Origin of the sequence: Burkholderia sp. Ed8 (assembly GCF_040761425.1) — a bacterium.
Classification (GTDB): Bacteria; Pseudomonadota; Gammaproteobacteria; order Burkholderiales; family Burkholderiaceae; genus Burkholderia; species Burkholderia seminalis.
The window spans coordinates 3,485,164-3,503,297 of record NZ_CP142886.1 but is presented as its reverse complement, the minus strand read 5'-3'; the positions used below and the strand labels follow the sequence as shown (position 1 = coordinate 3,503,297).

At 67.4% G+C, this 18,134-nt stretch carries 16 protein-coding genes; 4 read left to right on the top strand and 12 right to left on the bottom strand.

Translation table 11 applies throughout. The features are described 5' to 3' along the window. Positions 1-23: 23 nt before the first annotated feature. Positions 24-953: a LysR substrate-binding domain-containing protein gene (locus tag VXM69_RS30075; protein ID WP_034188792.1), complete on the bottom strand. Its 930-nt coding sequence runs from the start codon at positions 951-953 to the stop codon at positions 24-26. 221 nt (positions 954-1,174) lie between these two features. Next, positions 1,175-1,384 carry a dodecin gene (locus VXM69_RS30070; RefSeq protein ID WP_006493215.1) on the bottom strand — a complete coding sequence of 70 codons (210 nt, stop codon included), beginning with the start codon at positions 1,382-1,384 and terminating at the stop codon, positions 1,175-1,177. A gap of 135 nt (positions 1,385-1,519) precedes the next feature. Between VXM69_RS30070 and VXM69_RS30065 the strand changes: the two genes are divergently transcribed. Then, the gene (locus tag VXM69_RS30065; RefSeq protein WP_069706300.1) at positions 1,520-2,413 is read left to right on the top strand and encodes an NAD(P)-dependent oxidoreductase; all 894 of its coding nucleotides are present in this window, start codon (positions 1,520-1,522) and stop codon (positions 2,411-2,413) included. Positions 2,414-2,479: 66 nt separating this feature from the next. Here the strand turns inward: VXM69_RS30065 and VXM69_RS30060 are convergent, their stop codons facing one another. From VXM69_RS30060 to VXM69_RS30045, 4 genes are all read right to left on the bottom strand, one after another. Next, a complete protein-coding gene (locus VXM69_RS30060) occupies positions 2,480-2,926 on the bottom strand; it encodes a hypothetical protein (RefSeq protein WP_367190228.1) in 447 nt (148 codons plus the stop codon). A gap of 331 nt (positions 2,927-3,257) precedes the next feature. Beyond that, on the bottom strand, positions 3,258-3,689 hold the full coding sequence (gene mscL / locus VXM69_RS30055) for a large conductance mechanosensitive channel protein MscL (RefSeq protein ID WP_006487991.1): 432 nt from the start codon (positions 3,687-3,689) through the stop codon (positions 3,258-3,260). A 237-nt stretch (positions 3,690-3,926) separates the two neighbouring features. Beyond that, complete coding sequence (locus VXM69_RS30050; protein ID WP_367189694.1) at positions 3,927-5,108, bottom strand: tetratricopeptide repeat protein; 1,182 nt, start codon at positions 5,106-5,108, stop codon at positions 3,927-3,929. Positions 5,109-5,188: 80 nt separating this feature from the next. Continuing rightward, a complete protein-coding gene (locus tag VXM69_RS30045; RefSeq protein ID WP_034188789.1) occupies positions 5,189-5,869 on the bottom strand; it encodes a PspA/IM30 family protein in 681 nt (226 codons plus the stop codon). Between the two features lie 442 nt (positions 5,870-6,311). Here VXM69_RS30045 and VXM69_RS30040 point away from each other — a divergent pair, with 442 nt between their 5' ends. Further along, positions 6,312-8,834, top strand: a complete 2,523-nt coding sequence (locus VXM69_RS30040; protein ID WP_367189693.1) for a penicillin-binding protein 1A — start codon at positions 6,312-6,314, stop codon at positions 8,832-8,834. Between the two features lie 86 nt (positions 8,835-8,920). Here the strand turns inward: VXM69_RS30040 and VXM69_RS30035 are convergent, their stop codons facing one another. From VXM69_RS30035 to mfd, 4 genes are all read right to left on the bottom strand, one after another. Continuing rightward, on the bottom strand, positions 8,921-9,448 hold the full coding sequence (locus VXM69_RS30035; RefSeq protein WP_124608931.1) for a DUF3574 domain-containing protein: 528 nt from the start codon (positions 9,446-9,448) through the stop codon (positions 8,921-8,923). Positions 9,449-9,494: 46 nt separating this feature from the next. After that, entirely contained in the window at positions 9,495-10,514 is a 1,020-nt protein-coding gene (locus tag VXM69_RS30030; protein WP_034188787.1) for a threonine/serine dehydratase, read from the bottom strand. Positions 10,515-10,573: 59 nt separating this feature from the next. Next, positions 10,574-11,794 carry an acetylornithine deacetylase gene (gene argE / locus VXM69_RS30025; protein ID WP_034188786.1) on the bottom strand — a complete coding sequence of 407 codons (1,221 nt, stop codon included), beginning with the start codon at positions 11,792-11,794 and terminating at the stop codon, positions 10,574-10,576. A gap of 105 nt (positions 11,795-11,899) precedes the next feature. Beyond that, on the bottom strand, positions 11,900-15,370 hold the full coding sequence (gene mfd / locus VXM69_RS30020; RefSeq protein ID WP_034188785.1) for a transcription-repair coupling factor: 3,471 nt from the start codon (positions 15,368-15,370) through the stop codon (positions 11,900-11,902). 107 nt (positions 15,371-15,477) lie between these two features. Here mfd and ispD point away from each other — a divergent pair, with 107 nt between their 5' ends. Then, positions 15,478-16,188: a 2-C-methyl-D-erythritol 4-phosphate cytidylyltransferase gene (gene ispD, locus VXM69_RS30015; RefSeq protein WP_059561773.1), complete on the top strand. Its 711-nt coding sequence runs from the start codon at positions 15,478-15,480 to the stop codon at positions 16,186-16,188. A 28-nt stretch (positions 16,189-16,216) separates the two neighbouring features. Next, positions 16,217-16,702, top strand: a complete 486-nt coding sequence (ispF, locus tag VXM69_RS30010) for a 2-C-methyl-D-erythritol 2,4-cyclodiphosphate synthase (protein WP_034188783.1) — start codon at positions 16,217-16,219, stop codon at positions 16,700-16,702. A gap of 129 nt (positions 16,703-16,831) precedes the next feature. Here ispF and VXM69_RS30005 read toward each other — a convergent pair whose 3' ends face one another. Both VXM69_RS30005 and VXM69_RS30000 read right to left on the bottom strand, forming a co-directional pair. Further along, positions 16,832-17,359, bottom strand: coding sequence for a carboxymuconolactone decarboxylase family protein (locus VXM69_RS30005; RefSeq protein ID WP_011352388.1), 528 nt, complete (start codon positions 17,357-17,359; stop codon positions 16,832-16,834). Between the two features lie 76 nt (positions 17,360-17,435). Next, on the bottom strand, positions 17,436-17,984 hold the full coding sequence (locus VXM69_RS30000; RefSeq protein WP_034188782.1) for a peroxiredoxin: 549 nt from the start codon (positions 17,982-17,984) through the stop codon (positions 17,436-17,438). Positions 17,985-18,134: the final 150 nt, after the last annotated feature.

The following is an 18,134-nucleotide window of genomic DNA, read 5'->3' as shown; positions in this document are numbered from 1 at the left end:
GGCGGCGCGGGCCGCGCGTGCCGTTACGGCTCGATCAGCGTGCGGGTAGCTTCGGCGACGAGGCCGCGCAGCCAGCGCACTTCGTCGGAGTAATGGCAGCGTTCGTGCCACAGCTGGTAGTACTGCATCGGCGGGAAGTCGAGCGGCGCCGGCACGACCGACAGCGGCAGGAACTTCGCATAGTGATCGGCGAACAGGCGCGTGGTCGTGAAGATCAGGTCCGACTTCACGAGCACGTACGGCGCGAGGTTGAAGTACGGCAGCGTGACGACCACGTGGCGCTTGAGCCGCTCGCGCGCGAGATGCACGTCGATCGCGCCGCGCTGGCCGACCGAGTACGGCGTCGGCGCCAGATGCGGCGCGTTCAGGTACTGGTCGAGCGTGAGCCCGCCGCGCTTCGCGAACGGGTGCGTGTTGCTCATCAGGCAGACGATTTCGTCGACGAACAGGTTCGACAGGTGCAGCTGCTCGGGCGGCTCGGGCCAGTTGCCGACGACGATGTCGAGCTTGCCGTCTTCCAGCGCGAGCTCGTAGTCGAACGCCGGGCCGAGCGAATGGAACTCGAGCGTCGCGTTCGGCGCGGCCAGGCGGAAACGCTCGACGACGGTCGGCACGAACAGCACGTTCAGGTAGTCGGGGCAGCCGATCCGGTAGCAGCGGATCGACGTGGCCGGGTCGAAGTTGTGCTGCTGGAACTTGATGCGCTCGATTTCACGCAACGCGTTCTGCACGGGCTCGAGCAGGCGCAGCCCGTATTCGGTCGGCACCATGCCGGATTTGCCGCGCACCAGCAGCGGATCGCCGGTGATGTCGCGCAGGCGTCGCAGCGCGGCGCTGATCGCCGGTTGCGACTGGTTCAGTTTGACGGCCGCGCGCGTGACGCTGCGCTCCATCAACAAGGTGTGCAAGACGCGCAAGAGGTACGTGTCGATCGCCTCGCGTTGCTGACTCATGTTATCTCCGGTTTATATGGCTGGGCTGATCGAGGGATGGGGTGGGTATATTGTTTTTAATATGAACGAAAAGCAGCGTCAAGAGATGGATACCCGCGGCTACCCGCCGGTCGGGCCGCGACAAGGGGCCCGAACGAGGTGAAGTGCGGGACGCGCGGCGCCGCGCGGGTCTGTATTGCGCGGATCCGGATCGCGACGCGGCGGGTGAGGCGACGGATGCGTCAGTCGTCGATGCGCATGCCGACCTTCAGCGTGACCTGCCAGTGCACGACCTGGTCGCCTTCGATGTGGCCGCGCGTTTCGGTCACCTGGAACCAGTGCAGGTTGTGCAGCGTCTTGCCGGCTTTCGAGATCGCGTTGCGGATCGCGTCGTCGCTCGATTGCCGCGACGAACCGGTCAGCTCGATCATCTTGTACACGTGGTCGCTCATGATGCGCTCCCTGGGATATCGGTCCGTATTGCCGGTGCAAGCCGCGGTCCCGAAGCGGTGCCGCGCGTGCCCGGCTTCTTGAGTGATAGGTATGATGGGCGGCAAGTGCAACCCGTATTGGAGACGAGGAACATCGTGGAAGTCGGATTTTGCGGACCGGGATTGATGGGTGCGCCGATGATTCGGCATTTGCTGGCGGCGGGGCACCGCGTCAGCGTGTGGAACCGCTCGCGCGACAAGGCCGAGGCGCTGGTCGGGGACGGTGCGCAGGTGGCCGGCACGCCGCGCGAACTGGCCGAACGTGTCGAGACGGTATTCGTGTGCGTGCTCGACGGCCGTGCGGTCGGCGACGTCGTGTTCGGCGAGCACGGGCTGCTCTCCGGTGACGCGGCGGCGCGCCGCCTGCTGCGCATCGTCGATCATTCGAGCATTCCGCCCGCGGCGACGCGCGACTACGCGGCGCGCGCGGCCGCGCTTGGGGTCGGCTGGGTCGATGCGCCGGTGTCCGGCGGCGTGCCGGGCGCGCAGGCCGGCACGCTCGCGGTGATGGCGGGCGGCCGCGCGGCCGATCTCGACGCGGTGCGGCCGCTGATCGACTCGTACGCGTCGCGTGTCACGCACATGGGCGACGCGGGCGCGGGCCAGACGGCGAAGCTGTGCAACCAGGCGATCGTCACCGCGACGGTCACGGCGATCGCCGAGGCCGTCGGTCTCGCACAGGCGAGCGGCATCGACGCCGCGCGCCTGGCCGAGGCGCTGTCCGGCGGCTGGGCCGACTCGGTGCTGCTGCAGACGTTCGTGCCGCGCATGACGTCGGGCGGTCATCCGCCGATCGGCGCGCTCGGCACGTTCCAGAAGGATGTCGATGCGATTGCCGATGCCGCGCGCGACACGGGCGCGGTGATGCCCGTGTCGGCCACCGTCCAGCAGGTGCTGCGGCTCGGTGCCGCGCAGGGGCTCGCGGGCGCGGATTTCGCCGCGTTCATCGACATCGTGCGGCCGGGCAACGGCCGCGGGCAGGCATCGTGACGGGCAAGCGGAGCGCGTGAATGACAGATGGGCCGCCCGGAGGCGGCCCATCGAATGGCTGGCGAATCAGCCGAGCGAGCGGGGTGTCGTGTCGCCGGCGTTCTGGCGGCCGAGCCCGCCGCGCAGGCTCGCTTTCGTGCCTGCACCAAACTCGGGCAGGATGCGCGCTCGCGCACGGCTCGCGAATACGAGGAAGCCGAAGCCGTTCGCCTCGTACCAGTAGCCGCCGTTTTCGAGGCCGTCGAGCGGCTGCTCGAGCGCGTTGGCGATCGATTCGATGCAGCGCTTGCGCAGCTCCGCGATCGCCGGATAGGGCGGCTGGGCGCGGCGTACGCTGCACAGGAGCACGTCGAGACCGGGCAGCACGTGCGCATAGAGGACGGGTTCGTCCTGCGCACGGGCGCGGGCAATCTTGGTGTCGAGTTGCGCAAACGGTTTCGAGTGGCGCAAGACCGCGAGGAACGACTCCTGGCCATCCTGTTGCGCACGCCGACGTTTTTTCGGGAAGGACATAAACACTCGCCTCAAAAACAATTGCAAGAAATGCGGCACTTTCATGCGACCCACTCCCGGCTATGTACGCCGCATGTCGATCCTTTATAGCACACGAAAATGCTGCATTCGTGCAGTACGACGATCAATGTCTCCCGTCGACCTGCTCGCCATGATCGACACAGCCAGCGTCTTGGCGCCCGTACTGTCGTTTAGTCTCCATCATAGACCTGCTTTTCCCGCGCGTGCATTCGCCCGTCACAAAAAAGTGAGATAGGCCGCTTGTGGCGGTGCGCCGCGCGCAATAAAAAGGCCCGCACGCGGCGGGCCTGGCGGGCGGAGCGCTCGGCGCTCAGCGCTGCTTGAGCGAATCGCGGATCTCGCGCAGCAGCACGGTGTCTTCCGGCGTCGCGGCCGGCGCGGCTTCTTCCGGCTTGCGCAGCTTGTTGATGAATTTCACCATCAGGAAAATGATGAACGCGAGGATGACGAAATTGATCGCCACGGTGATGAACGAGCCGTAACCGAATGCGGCGACACCGGCGGCCTGCAGGTCCTTGAACGAATCGGGATTACCCTTGAACGTCGGGGGGATGGTGCCGAGCAGAACGAACTTGTTCGAGAAATCCAGACCGCCGGTCAGCACGCCGATGACCGGCATGATGAGGTCTTTCACGACCGAGTCGACGATCTTCGAGAATGCGCCGCCGATGATCACGCCGACGGCGAGATCCATCACGTTGCCCTTGACGGCGAACTCCTTGAATTCCTTGATGATGCTCATGAGCGGCTTTCTCCTGGTTGGGGCGAGGGGAGGCGTGCCGCGACGCGCAGGATTGCTTTGCGTCGAATGAGGGTCGGTGGCACGCCGATGGCCGCATGATAACGAACGCTCCCCATTGCCGGTAGTCCATCTTGAAATGATTGACAAATCCGCGCGTGGGCGCGGCCGGCCGTGCAGCGAAGCGTGGCGTGCGTGACGGAGCGCCGGCATGCGCGCCGGCGCCCGGTGCATGGGTGCTCAGGTGTTGTCGTCGGTCCAGCCGTCGTCGTTGCTGCCGAGGTCCATGCCGCCGCCGCTACCGCTGCCGTCGCTCCAGTTCGAATCGTCGCCGCGGCCGAGGTCGAAGCCCGGGTCGGCTTCCTGCCGGCGGCGCTCGCCGTCGACGATCACGTCGCGTTCGACCACGCGCTCGCGGCCGCCCGACATCGCCTCGCCGAGCAGCACGCCGGTCAGCAGCCCGCCCATCCCGCCGCCGAAACCACCGCCGCCTTGCTGGATCACGACGGGCGGCTGCTGTTGCGGATACGGCTGTTGCGGCGGGTAGGGCTGCTGATACGGCTGGCCCTGCGCGCCCGTCATGCGATCGGCTTCCTGCGCGTACACGGAGCCGCTGCCGTTCGCCGGTGCCGCGGGTTGCGCGGCCGGGTCGGGCCGGCCTTCGACGCGGGCCTTCACGCTCGCATGGCGTTGCTCGAGTTCATCGACGCGATACGGCGGCACCGGATTCTTGCCGTTCGACAGCGTCTCGACGAGCGTGCGCGCGTCGGCCTCGATCGTTTCGAGTTCGCCCGTGAGCGCCGCGGCGCCGGGCGCCGTCGACAGCTTCGCGTCGAGTTTCAGCGGACGGATGTCGTTCAGCACGTCGGTCGCGCGCTTGAGCTGCGTGCGGCGTTCGTCGTCGGCGCGGCCGTTGTCGGCGGTGCGTGCGCGCCGCAGCGTCCAGCGCAGCACCAACGCGATCACGGCGACGATCAGCCCGAGGCCGATCCACATGTCGGTCGACGGGCCGTGTTTTTCGGCCGGCGCGACGGCCGGGGCGAGCCCCGGCTGCAGCGTGCCGGCCTGCGTGGCCGACGGCACGTTGCCGCTCACGCGCGCGGCGTCGGCGCGAATGCGCGACTCCGTCTGTGCGAACCGCGACGCGTCGGTGAAGCGCAGTTGCGGATCGAGCGATTTCGCGCGCTGCAGCTGCGCGAGCGCGTCGGACGCGCGGCCCTCGCGGTCCAGCACCTGCGCATACAGGTAGCGCGCGTGCGCGTTGTTCGGATGGGCGTCGATGACTTGCGACAGCTGCGCGTCGGCTTGTTGCCAGTTGCGCTGCGCGATCGATTGCTCGACCTGCTGCAGCGACGGGACCGCGAACGCGGCGGACGACAGCAACATCAGCGAGAGGCCGAGTGCGGCGAGAGATTTCTTCATGGTCGAACCGGGCGCAGGCGCCCGTCTCCTGACGATCGGTTCGCGCCGCGCACCCGGGCCGGGGCGCGGCACGTTTGCCGTTACTGCGCGGGCGTGTCGAGCTGCTTCTTCAGCGCGGCGAGGCGATCCTCGACCGACGGGCCCTTGTTCAGCGCGGCGAGCTTGTCGTCGAGCGCCTTGCCGCTCGACGTGTCGGCCGAATTCAGGCGTGCGTCCGAACGCGCGTTCTGCAGCGCGACCTTGTCCTCGAGCTTCTGGAAATCCTCGGACAGGTTCTTGCCGCCGATGCCGCCCAGCGCGCTGGCCGCGACGTCCTTCGCCTGCGCGATTTCCTGCTTGGCCTGCAGGATGTTCGAGCGCGCATTCAGGTCGTTGCGGCGCTGACGCATGTCGGCGATCTGCCCCTTCAGCTTGTCGACCGACGGCTCGAGCGTCGTCAGCTCGGCCGCGAGCGCATCGCGCTCGGCTTCCGCGTTCGACTGCGCGGCGAGGGCCTCGCGGGCGAGCGCTTCGTCGCCGGACTGCAGCGCACGTTTCGCGCCGTCCTCGTACTTCTTCACCTTGTCGTCGGCCGCATCGCGCTTGCTGCGCTGGGTCGCGACCTGTGCCTCGATCTCGATCAGCGAGTTCTCGGCGCGGCCGATGCTGTCGTCGAGCTCCCGCACGATCTGCCGTGCGTCGCGCGACGGATCCTGTACCGAATCGGCCGCATCGTTCAGCAGGCCTTTGATCGTGCGCGAAATAGAGTCGAAAAGCGACATGAAATCCTCCGTGGTTAAAGGCGCCGCGCATTCGCGGCCGTGCCCGCCGCGGGCCGGTTCCGACCCGCGTGAGCCGGCGGATATTACACCACCGGTTCACTTAAATACGGCTTAAACGCGTGAGTTCAAGCGGCGTGCGCATCGGGATGCCAAACCTTTCGCGGTTGAAAGAAAAAGCCGGCGACACGCCCCATTGCGTGTCCATCATAGGCCGAGGAGGCCGACAATACGTTCCGCAAATCACGGCATTGCGGGAATTTTTACAAAAAATCGCGAAGGCGCCCGGTCGATTTCATTAAAATGCGCTGTCACGTCGCGGGAACGGATCGCCGCGCGGCGGGGTCTGTCGACGTGACAGCCGCATCTCGATGCACCCACTCTGATTCATCCGCTTGCATTTCCGCATGCGTTCGAGGGCGCCACGACCGCCCGCCATTCCGACATGCCAATTATCAAACGACCGCCTTCTTCTTCCGACAGGAACGAACCCCACTACACGCTGCGCCGTTCGCCGTCCGGGGCCTATTACCCCGATGACGACGATCGTGACGACCGCCGCGCGCAGCAGCGCAGCGGCAGCGGCGGCGGCGGGCGGCGCCGCACGTTCGGCTCGCGCGTCGCGCTGTGGTTCGCGGGCCTGTTCGCGACGCTGGCGATCGTCGGCGCGCTGATCGTCGGCTATGCGCTGGTCGTGATGGCGCCGCAGCTGCCGTCGCTCGACGCGCTGACCAACTACCAGCCGAAGGTGCCGCTGCGCGTGTTCACGGCCGATCACGTGCTGATCGGCGAGTTCGGCGAGGAGCGCCGCAGCCTCGTGCGCTTCCAGGACATTCCCGACGTGATGAAGAAGGCCGTGCTCGCGATCGAGGACTACCGTTTCTACGAACACGGCGGCGTCGACTTCGTCGGCATCCTGCGGGCGGGCGTGGCCGACCTCATGCACGGCGGCGCGCGGCAGGGGGCGAGCACGATCACGATGCAGGTCGCGCGCAACTTCTTCCTGTCGAGCGAGAAGACCTATACGCGCAAGATCTACGAAATGCTGCTCGCGTACAAGATCGAGAAGGCCCTGACGAAGGACCAGATCCTCGAGCTGTACATGAACCAGATCTATCTCGGCCAGCGCGCATACGGCTTCGCGGCCGCCGCGCGCGTGTACTTCGGCAAGGACCTGAAGGACATCACCCTTGCCGAGGCGGCGATGCTCGCGGGGCTGCCGAAGGCGCCGTCCGCGTACAACCCGGTCGTCAATCCGAAGCGCGCGAAGGTGCGCCAGGAGTACATCCTGAAGCGCATGCTCGAGGTCGGCTACATCACGCAGCCGCAGTACGACGAAGCGATCAAGGAAGAGATCCACGTGCGCACGCCGGGCAACCAGTATGCGGTGCACGGCGAATACGTCGCCGAGATGGTGCGGCAGATGATGTACCAGCAGTACAAGGACGAAACCTATACGCGCGGGCTGACCGTCACGACGACGATCAACTCGGCCGACCAGGAAGCCGCGTACCAGGCCGTGCGTCGCGGCATTCTCGACTACGAGCGCCGCCACGGCTACCGTGGGCCGGAGGCGTCGATCAACCTGCCCGCGGCCGGCGACGACCGCGACGAGGCGATCGACGACGCGCTCGCCGATCATCCGGACAACGGCGACCTGCAATCGGCGGTCGTGCTGTCGGCGTCGCCGAACGCGGTCGAGGTGCAGTTCGTCGGCGGCGCGACCACCACGATCGGCCCGGCCGGGCTGCGCTTCGTGTCGGCCGCGCTCGGCCCGCGCGCGAACAACGCGCTGCGCATCAAGCCGGGCTCGGTCGTGCGCGTGCTGAAGGACGGCAAGACGGGCTGGCAGGTCGTGCAACTGCCGCAGGTCGAAGGCGCGCTCGTCGCGATTGCGCCGCAGGACGGCGCGATCCGCTCGCTCGTGGGCGGCTTCGACTTCAACAAGAGCAAGTTCAACCACGTGACGCAGGCATGGCGGCAGCCGGGCTCGTCGTTCAAGCCGTTCATCTACTCGGCGTCGCTCGACAAGGGGCTCGGGCCGGCGACGATGATCAACGACGCACCGCTGTACTTCCCGCCGAGCGTGCCGGGCGGCACCGCGTGGGAGCCGAAGGACGATGACCAGCCGGACGGCCCGATGACGATGCGCACCGGCCTGCAGCGTTCGAAGAACCTCGTGTCGATCCGGATCCTCGCGTCGATCGGCACGCAGTATGCGCAGCAGTACGTGACGCAGCGCTTCGGCTTCGATCCGGCGAAGACGCCGCCTTACCTGCCGATGGCGCTCGGCGCGGGCCTCGTCACGCCGCTGCAGCTCGCGACCGGCTACGCGGTATTCGCGAACGGCGGCTACAAGGTCGATCCGTACCTGATCGCCGAAGTCGACGACGCGCGCGGCCAGCCGCTGCAGAAGTCGCAGCCGGTGATCGCGGGCGGCACGGCGCCGCGTACGATCGAAGGCCGCAACGCATACGTGATGAACAGCCTGCTGCACTCGGTCGCGACGGCCGGCACGGGGGCAGGCACCAACGTGCTGGGCCGCAGCGACCTGCAGGGCAAGACGGGTACGACGAACGACGCGAAGGACGGCTGGTTCGCCGGCTACCAGCAGTCGCTCGTCGCGGTCGCATGGATGGGTTTCGACCAGCCGAAGAGCCTCGGCAGCCGCGAATTCGGCGCGCAGCTCGCGTTGCCGATCTGGGTGAACTACATGCGCACCGCGCTGAACGGCGTGCCCGAGCAGCAGATGCCGATGCCGGACGGCCTGACCACGATCGACGGCGAGCTGTACTACGCCGATCGCACGCCGGGCAACGGCTTCGTCGCGAACGTCGACATCAACCCGGCCGAGAACGCGATCAGCGCGAACGACGCGCTCGGTTCGGCCGGCGCGGCCGGTTTGGCACCGCCGCCCGTCACGCCGCAGGAGAAGCAGCAGATCATGGACATGTTCGAGAACAAGTAAGCGATACGCGGTGCTTCGGACATGCGACGGGCGCCTTCGGGCGCCCGTTTTTCTTGTGCGAGTCGTGAGCAGCAGGAGAAGGTGAATCAGAACGATACGCAGGCCGGCACGATCGTCACGCCGACCGATTGCTGGTGAAATCGCTGCATGTACGCCAGCCGGATCGCGGCGAGCCGTGTGCGCGTGTCGGGTGTATCGTCGGCGATGATACGGATCACGAAGCTGTCTTCACGCGTGACGCCGCCGGTCGCGCGGTCGCGCCACTGGCCGTGCGTGTCCCAGTAGGTGAGGCCGTCGGGGAAGCGCGGCGTCACCGTGTCGGCGAGAAACGTCGCGCGTTCCGCGTCGGTGACGGGACCGCGCCCCGTGACGTCGCGCCCGAACAGCAGGTCGGCCTGCAGCATCCGGCTTTCGCCCGGTTGCGTGCAGGACACCGGTTGCGCGACGGGCGACGGCGCCGTCGCGCAACCGGCGAGCAGCGTGAGCGCCGCCGCGCATGCGACCAGCGTCCGTGTCTGCCCATTTCGTGACGATCGACCTTCGCGCGCGCAAAATGCTGCGCGCTCAACCACTTGCGTGCGTGTCCGGCGGGTTATCAACAGGGCTGTCAACATAATCTGGGGATAACCCTAGGGTGGTTCGTCGGTGCCCGATGTGGGGTCAGTGCTGCAGTTTCGCGTGCGCGAGGTGCATGCCGAGCGTGGCGGGATCGGTATTCGTGCCCGACAGCAGCACGCCGACGCGCTTGCCCTGCAGCGTTTCGCGCAGCGGGCCGAGCAGCGCGGCGAGCGCGGCCGCGCAGGCCGGTTCGACCGACAGCTTCAGGTGCGAGAACAGGAACAGCATCGCGGCGCGCAGCGCGTCGTCGGACACGGTGACGATGCGGTCGACGTGGCGCCGGCACAGCTGGTAGCTGTATTCCTCGGTATGCGGCGCCATCAGCGAATCGGCGATGGTCTGCATCGCGCTCATCTTGATCGTGTGATTCGCCGCGAAACTGCGGCTCATCGCGTCGGCGCCTTCCGGCTCGACGCCGTACACGTGCACGCGCGGGTTCGCGAGCCGCAGCGCGGTCGCCATGCCGGCCGCGAGCCCGCCGCCGCCGATCGGCACGATCACCGCGTCGAGGTCGGGCGTCTGCGTCGCCCATTCGTAGCCGAGCGTCGCGGTGCCGAGGATCGTGTGATAGCCGTTGAACGGATGAATGAAGAAGCGGCCTTCCTCGGCCTCGATGCGTCGCACGAGATCGAAGGCCTGCGACGCGCTGCCCGCGAGCACGACTTCCGCGCGGTACTGCTTGCATTGCGCGATGCGCGACGGGCTCGCGGTGTGGAACATCACGACCTTCGCGCTGCTGCCGAGCCGCATGGCCGCATACGCGACGGCCGCCGCGTGATTGCCGGCCGACACGCAGGTGACGCCCGCGTTCTTGCGTGCCTCGTCCAGCGAGAGCAGGTGCGTGAACGCGCCGCGCGCCTTGAAGCTGCCGCTCGCCTGCAGCAGCTCGAACTTGAAGTTGACGTGCGTGCCCTCGAGGGACGGCAGGTCGGCGCGCTCGAACACGGGCGTGCGCGCGACCCACGGCGACAAAGCGAAATGCTGCGCGGCGATTTCGTCGAGCGTCGGAATCGGCTCGCCGTCGATCGTCGTATGGGCGGTGCCCTGTTGTTCGGTCGGCATGACGTGGCGGTGGCGGAGTGGGCCGGCCCGCACACGCGGGCCGGCGTGGCGGGAGGCAGTCAGTGCGCGTCGACCGACATGCTGCGGATGAACTTGCGCAGGAACTGCTCGCAGCCGGCGAGCTGCGCGAGCTCGACATACTCGTTCGGCTTGTGCGCCTGCTCGATGTTGCCGGGCCCGCACACGACGCTCGGGATGCCCGCGCGTTCGAACAGGCCGGCCTCGGTGCCGTACGCGACCTTGCGCTTGTCCTGGTCGGCCGTCAGCGCGCGCACGAGCTGCGTGATCGCGGCCTGTTCGGTTGCATCGAGGCCGGGCGCCGCGGCGATCTTCGAGAACTCGATCGCGGCGTTCGGATGCTCGCGCAGCATCTGCGGCAGCAGCGTTTCCCGCGCATACGCCTCGATGCGCGTGAAGATCTGCTCGGGGTCGAGCGTGGGCAGGTTGCGGAATTCGAAATCGAAGCGGCACTCGGCCGGCACCGTGTTGATCGCGTTGCCGCCCTGGATCGTGCTCGTCTGCGCGGTCGTGAACGGCACGTCGTACAGTTCGTCGAACGGGCCTTCGGCACGGAAGCGGTCGGCGATGTCGCGGATATGGCAGATCAGGCGTGCCGCATATTCGATCGCGTTGAGCCCCTTCGGCGTCAGCGACGAATGGGCCGCGTGGCCGCGCACGCAGCAGCGGTACGCGTTGATGCCCTTGTGCGCGATGATCGGCCGCATGCTGGTCGGCTCGCCGACGATGCAGCCCGACGGCTGCACACCGCGCTTCACGAGGTCGGCGATCATCAGCGGCGCGCCCGCGCAGCCGATTTCCTCATCGTAGGACAGCGCGAAATGGATCGGCTTCGCGAGCTTCGTCGCCTGCATCTCGGGCAGCAGCGCGAGCGCCGCGCCGATGAAGCCCTTCATGTCGCAGGTACCGCGGCCGTACAGGCGGCCGTCGCGGATCTCCGGCGCGAACGGGTTGCTGTCCCATTGCTGGCCGTCGACCGGCACGACGTCGGTATGCCCCGACAGCACGATGCCGCCGTTCGTTGTGCCGTCGTGCGCGGGCACGGTGGCAAACAGGTTCGCCCAGCCTTCGCGCGGATCGTGCGTGATCGTCGAAGCGATGCCCTTCGCGGCGAGTGCGTCGCGTACCGTCTCGATCAGGCCGAGGTTCGGCACGCGGCTCGTCGTGTCCATCGACACCAGTTGCTTGACCCAGGGCAGGCTGACGAGCGATTCGTCGCCCCGGGTTGCGGCGGAAGGCGCCGTCGCGTCGAGAGTGGACATGGCAAAACTCCGTCTGATGAATGGGAAAATCATACTCAAAAACGCGCCGGGCCGCCTTCGTCGGGCGCGATGCGGTGCAGCAACGTCGCGCCCGCCGGTATCGCGTCAGCGCGCCGCGGCGGCCGCGCCCTGTTTCGGGCCGAGCGCGCGCAGCGTTTCCTTGATCGTCGACACGCGGATCGCGAGATCGGGCGAGCGCGTCTCGATGCGCAACTTGTCCTGGCCCGCGAGCTTGATGTGCCGGTGCTTCTGCACCATCTCGATGATCCGCATCGGATCGATCGGCGGATTCGGCTCGAACTGCAGCCCGATCGCGGCCTCGCTCGCGTCGATCTTCACGATGCCGAGCGGCTTCGCGGCGATCCGCAGCCGATGCGTCTCGACGAGCGCGTGCGCCTGCGGCGGCAGCTTGCCGAAGCGGTCGATCAACTCCTCCTGGATGCCGTCGATCGCGTCGCCGTGCTCGCAGTTCGCGAGCCGCTTGTACAGCGACAGCCGCTCCTGCACGTCCGCGCAGTAGTCGGCCGGCAGGATCGCGGGCGCATGCAGGTTGATTTCCGTCGTCGCGGCGAGCGGGGCGGTGAGGTCGGGCTCCTTGCCGTTCTTCAGCGCCTTCACCGCGTCGTTCAGCATGTCCGTGTAGAGCTGGAAGCCGATCTCGTGGATCTCGCCCGACTGCTTGTCGCCGAGCACCTCGCCGGTGCCGCGGATCTCGAGGTCGTGCATCGCGAGATAGAAACCCGAGCCGAGTTCCTCCATCTGCTGGATCGCCTCGAGCCGGCGCTGCGCCTGTTTGGTCAGCGACTGCGGATCGTGGACCAGCAGGTACGCATAGGCCTGGTGATGCGAGCGGCCGACGCGGCCGCGCAGCTGGTGCAGCTGCGCGAGGCCGAACTTGTCCGCGCGGTGCATGATGATCGTGTTCGCGCTCGGCACGTCGATGCCGGTCTCGATGATGGTCGTGCACAGCAGCACGTTCGCGCGCTGCGCGACGAAATCGCGCATCACGCGTTCGAGCTCGCGCTCGTGCATCTGGCCGTGCGCGATCACGATCCGCGCCTCGGGCACGAGCGCCTCGAGCATCGCCTTGCGGTTCTCGATCGTCTCGACTTCGTTGTGCAGGAAGTACACCTGGCCGCCGCGCTTCAGCTCGCGCAGCATTGCCTCGCGGATCACGCTTTCCTCCTCGCGGCGCACGAAGGTCTTGATCGCGAGCCGCTTTTGCGGCGCGGTCGCGATGACCGAGAAATCGCGCAGCCCTTCGAGCGCCATCCCGAGCGTGCGCGGGATCGGCGTCGCGGTGAGCGTCAGCACGTCGACTTCCGCGCGCAGCGCCTTCAGCGCTTCCTTCTGGCGCACGCCGAAGCGGTGTTCCTCGTCGATGATCACGAGGCCGAGGCGCTTGAACTGCACGTCCGACGACAGCAGCTTGTGCGTGCCGATCACGATGTCGACGCTGCCTTCGTTGATCTGCGCGATCGCCGCGTTCACTTCCTTCGTGGTCTTGAAGCGCGACAGCTCGACGATCCGCACCGGCCAGTCCGCGAAGCGGTCGGCGAAGGTCTGCGTGTGCTGCTCGGCGAGCAGCGTGGTCGGCGACAGCAGCGCGACCTGCTTGCCGCCCAGCACCGCGATGAACGCGGCGCGCAGCGCGACCTCGGTCTTGCCGAAGCCGACGTCGCCGCACACGAGGCGGTCCATCGGCTTGCCGCTCGTCATGTCGCCGATCACGGCCGCGATCGCCGCGGCCTGGTCGGGCGTTTCCTCGAAGCCGAAGCTTTCCGCGAATTTCACGTAGTCGCGCGGGTCGAGCGTGAACGCGTGGCCTTCGCGGGCCGCGCGACGCGCGTACAGGTTCAGCAGCTCGGCGGCCGTATCGCGGATCTGCTGCGCGGCCTTGCGCTTCGCGCGTTCCCACTGGCCGGAGCCGAGCGCGTGCAACGGCGCGCTGTCGGGGTCGGCGCCGCTGTAGCGCGAGATCACGTGCAATTGCGCGACGGGCACGTAGAGCTTGCTTTCGCCCGAGTATTCGAGATGCAGGAATTCGGTCTCGCCTTCGCCGAGATCCATCGAGACGAGGCCCAGGTAGCGGCCGATGCCGTGCTGCGAGTGCACGACCGGATCGCCCACCTTCAGCTCCGACAGGTCGCGCACCATCGCGTCGACGTTGCTCGCCTGTTCCTGCCGGCGGCGGCCCGCGCGGCGGCCGAGCGCGCCGTACAGCTCGGTTTCGGTGACGACCGCGTAGCCTTCGCCCGGCACCGCGAAGCCGTTCGCGAGCGGCGCGACGCCGAGCGCGAAACGTTCGTCGCTCGCGAGCCAGCCCGCGAAGTGGTCGTTCGACGCGGGGCGCAGGTGATGCTCGGCGAGCAGTTGCAGGATCGTCTCGCGGCGGCCGGCCGATTCGACGGTCAGCAGCACGCGCTTGCCGGACGTTTCGACGAAGGTGCGCAGCGACGCGAGCGGGTCGTCCGCATGGCGGTCGACGGTCAGCTCGGGCAGCGCGGTTGCCCAGCCGCCGGCCGGCTGCGCGGGCAGCACGACGCGCGCGAACGGTTTCGCGAACGCGAAGAAATCCTCGTCGGACAGGAACAGCCGCTGCGGCTCGAGGATCGGCCGCTCGCGATCGTGCGAGAGGAACGCATGGCGCTGCTTCGTGTCCGCGGTGAAGCGGCGGATCGACGCCTCGAGATCGCCGGTGAACACGAGGTGCGCGTCCTGCGGCAGGTAGTGGAACAGCGTGGCGGTTTCGTCGAAGAACAGCGGCAGGTAGTACTCGATGCCGGCCGACGGCACGCCGTTGCCGATGTCCTTGTAGATCGGCGCGCGGCTCGGGTCGCCTTCGAAGGTTTCGCGCCAGCGGCTGCGGAAGGCCGTGCGCGCGGCTTCGTCGAACGGAAACTCGCGGCCGGGCAGCAGGCGCACGTCGCGCACCGGGTAGAGGCTGCGCTGCGTGTCGGGGTCGAACGCGCGGATCGAGTCGACCTGGTCGTCGAACAGGTCGATCCGGTACGGCAGCGGCGAGCCCATCGGGTACAGGTCGATCAGCGAGCCGCGCACGCAGTATTCGCCGGGCCGCACGACCTGGCTCACGTGCTCGTAGCCGGCCAGCGTCAACTGTGCCTTCAGCTTCGCCTCGTCGAGCCGCTCGCCCTGCGCGAACGCGAACGTGTACGCGGCCATGAACGACGCGGGCGGCATCCGGTACAGCGCGGTGGTCGCGGGCACGAGCAGGATGTCGCAGCGGCCCTCGCCGAGGTCGTGCAGCGTCGCGAGCCGCTCGGACACGAGGTCCTGGTGCGGCGAAAAGGTGTCGTACGGCAGCGTTTCCCAGTCCGGGAGCAGGCGCACGCGCGCGTCGGGCGAGAAATAGCGGATTTCCTGCGACAGCCGCTGCGCGTCGACCGCATTCGCGCAGATCACCGCGAGGAGCGGCACGTCCTGACGGTTGTCGGCGAGATAACGGGCGATGGCGAGCGCGTCGGCGGAGCCGTGCGCGCCGTCGAAGGCGAAGCGCTGGCCGGGCTTGACGCGGGCAACGGGGGAGGCTGACGGGTTGGAAGCGTTATCTGGCATAGGGACGACAGGGGTGGCGTGCACGGGCGCATCGCGGTGCGCCGGTCGAGACGAAAGACCTATTATAAAATCCGCTTCTCGATTTCATCTTTCCGGCGTTTCCCTTCGTGACTCCCCGACTTTTCGCCCTGATTCCCTGTGCCGGCACGGGCAGCCGTTCCGGCTCGGCCGTGCCGAAGCAATACCGCACGCTGGCCGGCCGCGCGCTGCTGCACTACACGCTCGCCGCGTTCGACGCGTGCAGCGAGTTCGCGCAGACGCTCGTCGTGCTCGCGCCCGACGATTCCCATTTCGACGCGCGCCGCTTCGCGGGCCTGCGTTTCGCGGTGCGCCGCTGCGGCGGCGGCTCGCGGCAGGCGTCGGTGCTGAACGGGCTGCTCGAACTGGCCGAATTCGGCGCGACCGACCAGGACTGGGTGCTCGTGCACGACGCGGCGCGCCCGGGCATCACGCCGGCGCTGATCCGCACGCTCGTCGCGACGCTGAAGGACGACCCCGTCGGCGGCATCGTCGCGCTGCCGGTGGCCGATACGCTCAAGCGCGTGCCGGCCGGCGGCGACGCGATCGCGCGCACGGAATCGCGCGACGCGCTGTGGCAGGCGCAGACGCCGCAGATGTTCCGCATCGGCATGCTGCGCGAGGCGATCCTGCGCGCGCAGCGCGAAGGGCACGACCTGACCGACGAGGCCAGCGCGATCGAATGGGCGGGCCACACGCCGCGCGTCGTCCAGGGCAGCCTGCGCAATTTCAAGGTCACGTACCCGGAAGATTTCGCGCTCGCGGAAGCGATCCTCGCGCGTGCCGCGAACGCTTCCTGACATTCACCCCCTCTCAATCGGAACACGCATGGATTTCAGAATCGGACAAGGCTACGACGTGCACCAGCTCGTCGAAGGACGCCCCCTCATCATCGGCGGCGTGACGATTCCGTACGAGCGCGGCCTGCTCGGCCACTCGGACGCGGACGTGCTGCTGCACGCGATCACCGACGCGCTGTTCGGCGCGGCGGCGCTCGGCGACATCGGCCGTCATTTCTCCGACACGGACGCGGCGTTCAAGGGCGCGGACAGCCGCGTGCTGCTGCGTGCGTGCGCCGAGCGCGTGAAGGCGGCGGGTTTCACGATCCAGAACGTCGACAGCACCGTGATCGCGCAGGCGCCGAAGCTCGCGCCGCATATCGACGGGATGCGCGCGAACATCGCGGCCGATCTCGGGCTGCCGCTCGATCGCGTGAACGTGAAGGCGAAGACCAACGAGAAGCTCGGTTATCTCGGCCGCGGCGAAGGCATCGAGGCGCAGGCCGCCGCGCTGCTGGTGAAGCAGGGCGGCTGACGGCTGCCGGCGGCATCGCGCGGTTCGCCCCGCGCGATGCCGCTGCAATGAAAAATGCCACGCGTCGGCGTGGCATCGTCGTTTGAAGCGGGCGCCGCGCGGCATGGCTGCCGCACGGCACGCGACCGCTTATTCGCCTTCGGCGGCGATCACCTGCGCGGCGGCGTTGATCACCGACGCGATGCGGCCGACGTCGCGCAGCTGCGTGACGGTCATGCCTTGCTCGTTCTTCAGCAGCGCATAGTGCGACTTCACGCAGAAGTGGCACTTGCCGACGATCGACGCGGCGAGCGCGTACATCTCGAACTTGCGCTTGTCGACACCGCCGTGCGTCGCATACGCGCCCATCCGCAGCTCGGCGCGCTGCGTCTTCAGGTCGGCGTCGTCGGCCATCTCGACATACGGATACCAGGTGTTGTTCATCCCCATCAGCGCGGCCGCCGTCAGCACGGCGTTCGTCTCTTCGGGCGACAGGACGCCGGCTTCGCGGATCGTCTTGATGAGCACGGTGCTCTTCGCCGCGATGGCCGCCGCCAGCGCGACGCCCACCGCGTCGGTGCCTTCGAGCGACGAGCGCGAGATCGTGCCGTCGAGGTTCAGGCGAATGTCCTTCGCGTAATCGGGGATACGTGCCTTAATCGAGTCGATGAATTCCATTGATATCTCCTATGGGTTGGCCGTTAAAAAAGCCCGCAGGCAGGACGTGCGCCGCGGGCTTCGTGCATCGATGCGCTTACAGCGTTGCGCCGCCGACTGCACGGTTGCACGGGCACAGTTCGTCCGTCTGCAGGCCGTCCAGAATGCGCAGGACTTCTTCCGGGCTGCGGCCGACGTTCAGGTTGTTCACCGAAACGTGCTGGATCGTGTTGTCCGGATCGACGATGAACGTTGCACGCAGGGCCACGCCGGCTTCCTTGTCGCGCACGCCGAGCTGGTCGATCAGCTCGCCCTTGACGTCGCCGAACGAGTAGTGGTTCAGCTTGTCGAGGTCCTTGTGCTCACGGCGCCATGCGAGCTTGACGAATTCGTTGTCCGAGCTGCCGCCGAGCAGGACGGCATCGCGCTCTTCGAACTGCTTCGTCAGCTTCGCGAACTCGACGATTTCCGTCGGGCACACGAACGTGAAATCCTTCGGATAGAAGTAGATGATCTTCCACTTGCCCGGGAACGACGCTTCGGTGACGGTCTCGAACGCCGACTGGCCGTTTTCCTCGTGATGGTTGAAGCCCGGCTTCGCGGCTACGACGGTGAAAGCTTCGAGTTTATCGCCCACGGTTTTCATGCGGATACTCCTGTGTGAATGGGGAAGAAGACTGAGTCAAGCTACCTCGGTGCTGCAACGATGATGTGACAGCATGAGGCAAACTATAACACTATTAGTAAAACACTTCAATAGATTTTGACTAACGATCCTCATAGCTTTTTTCAACCG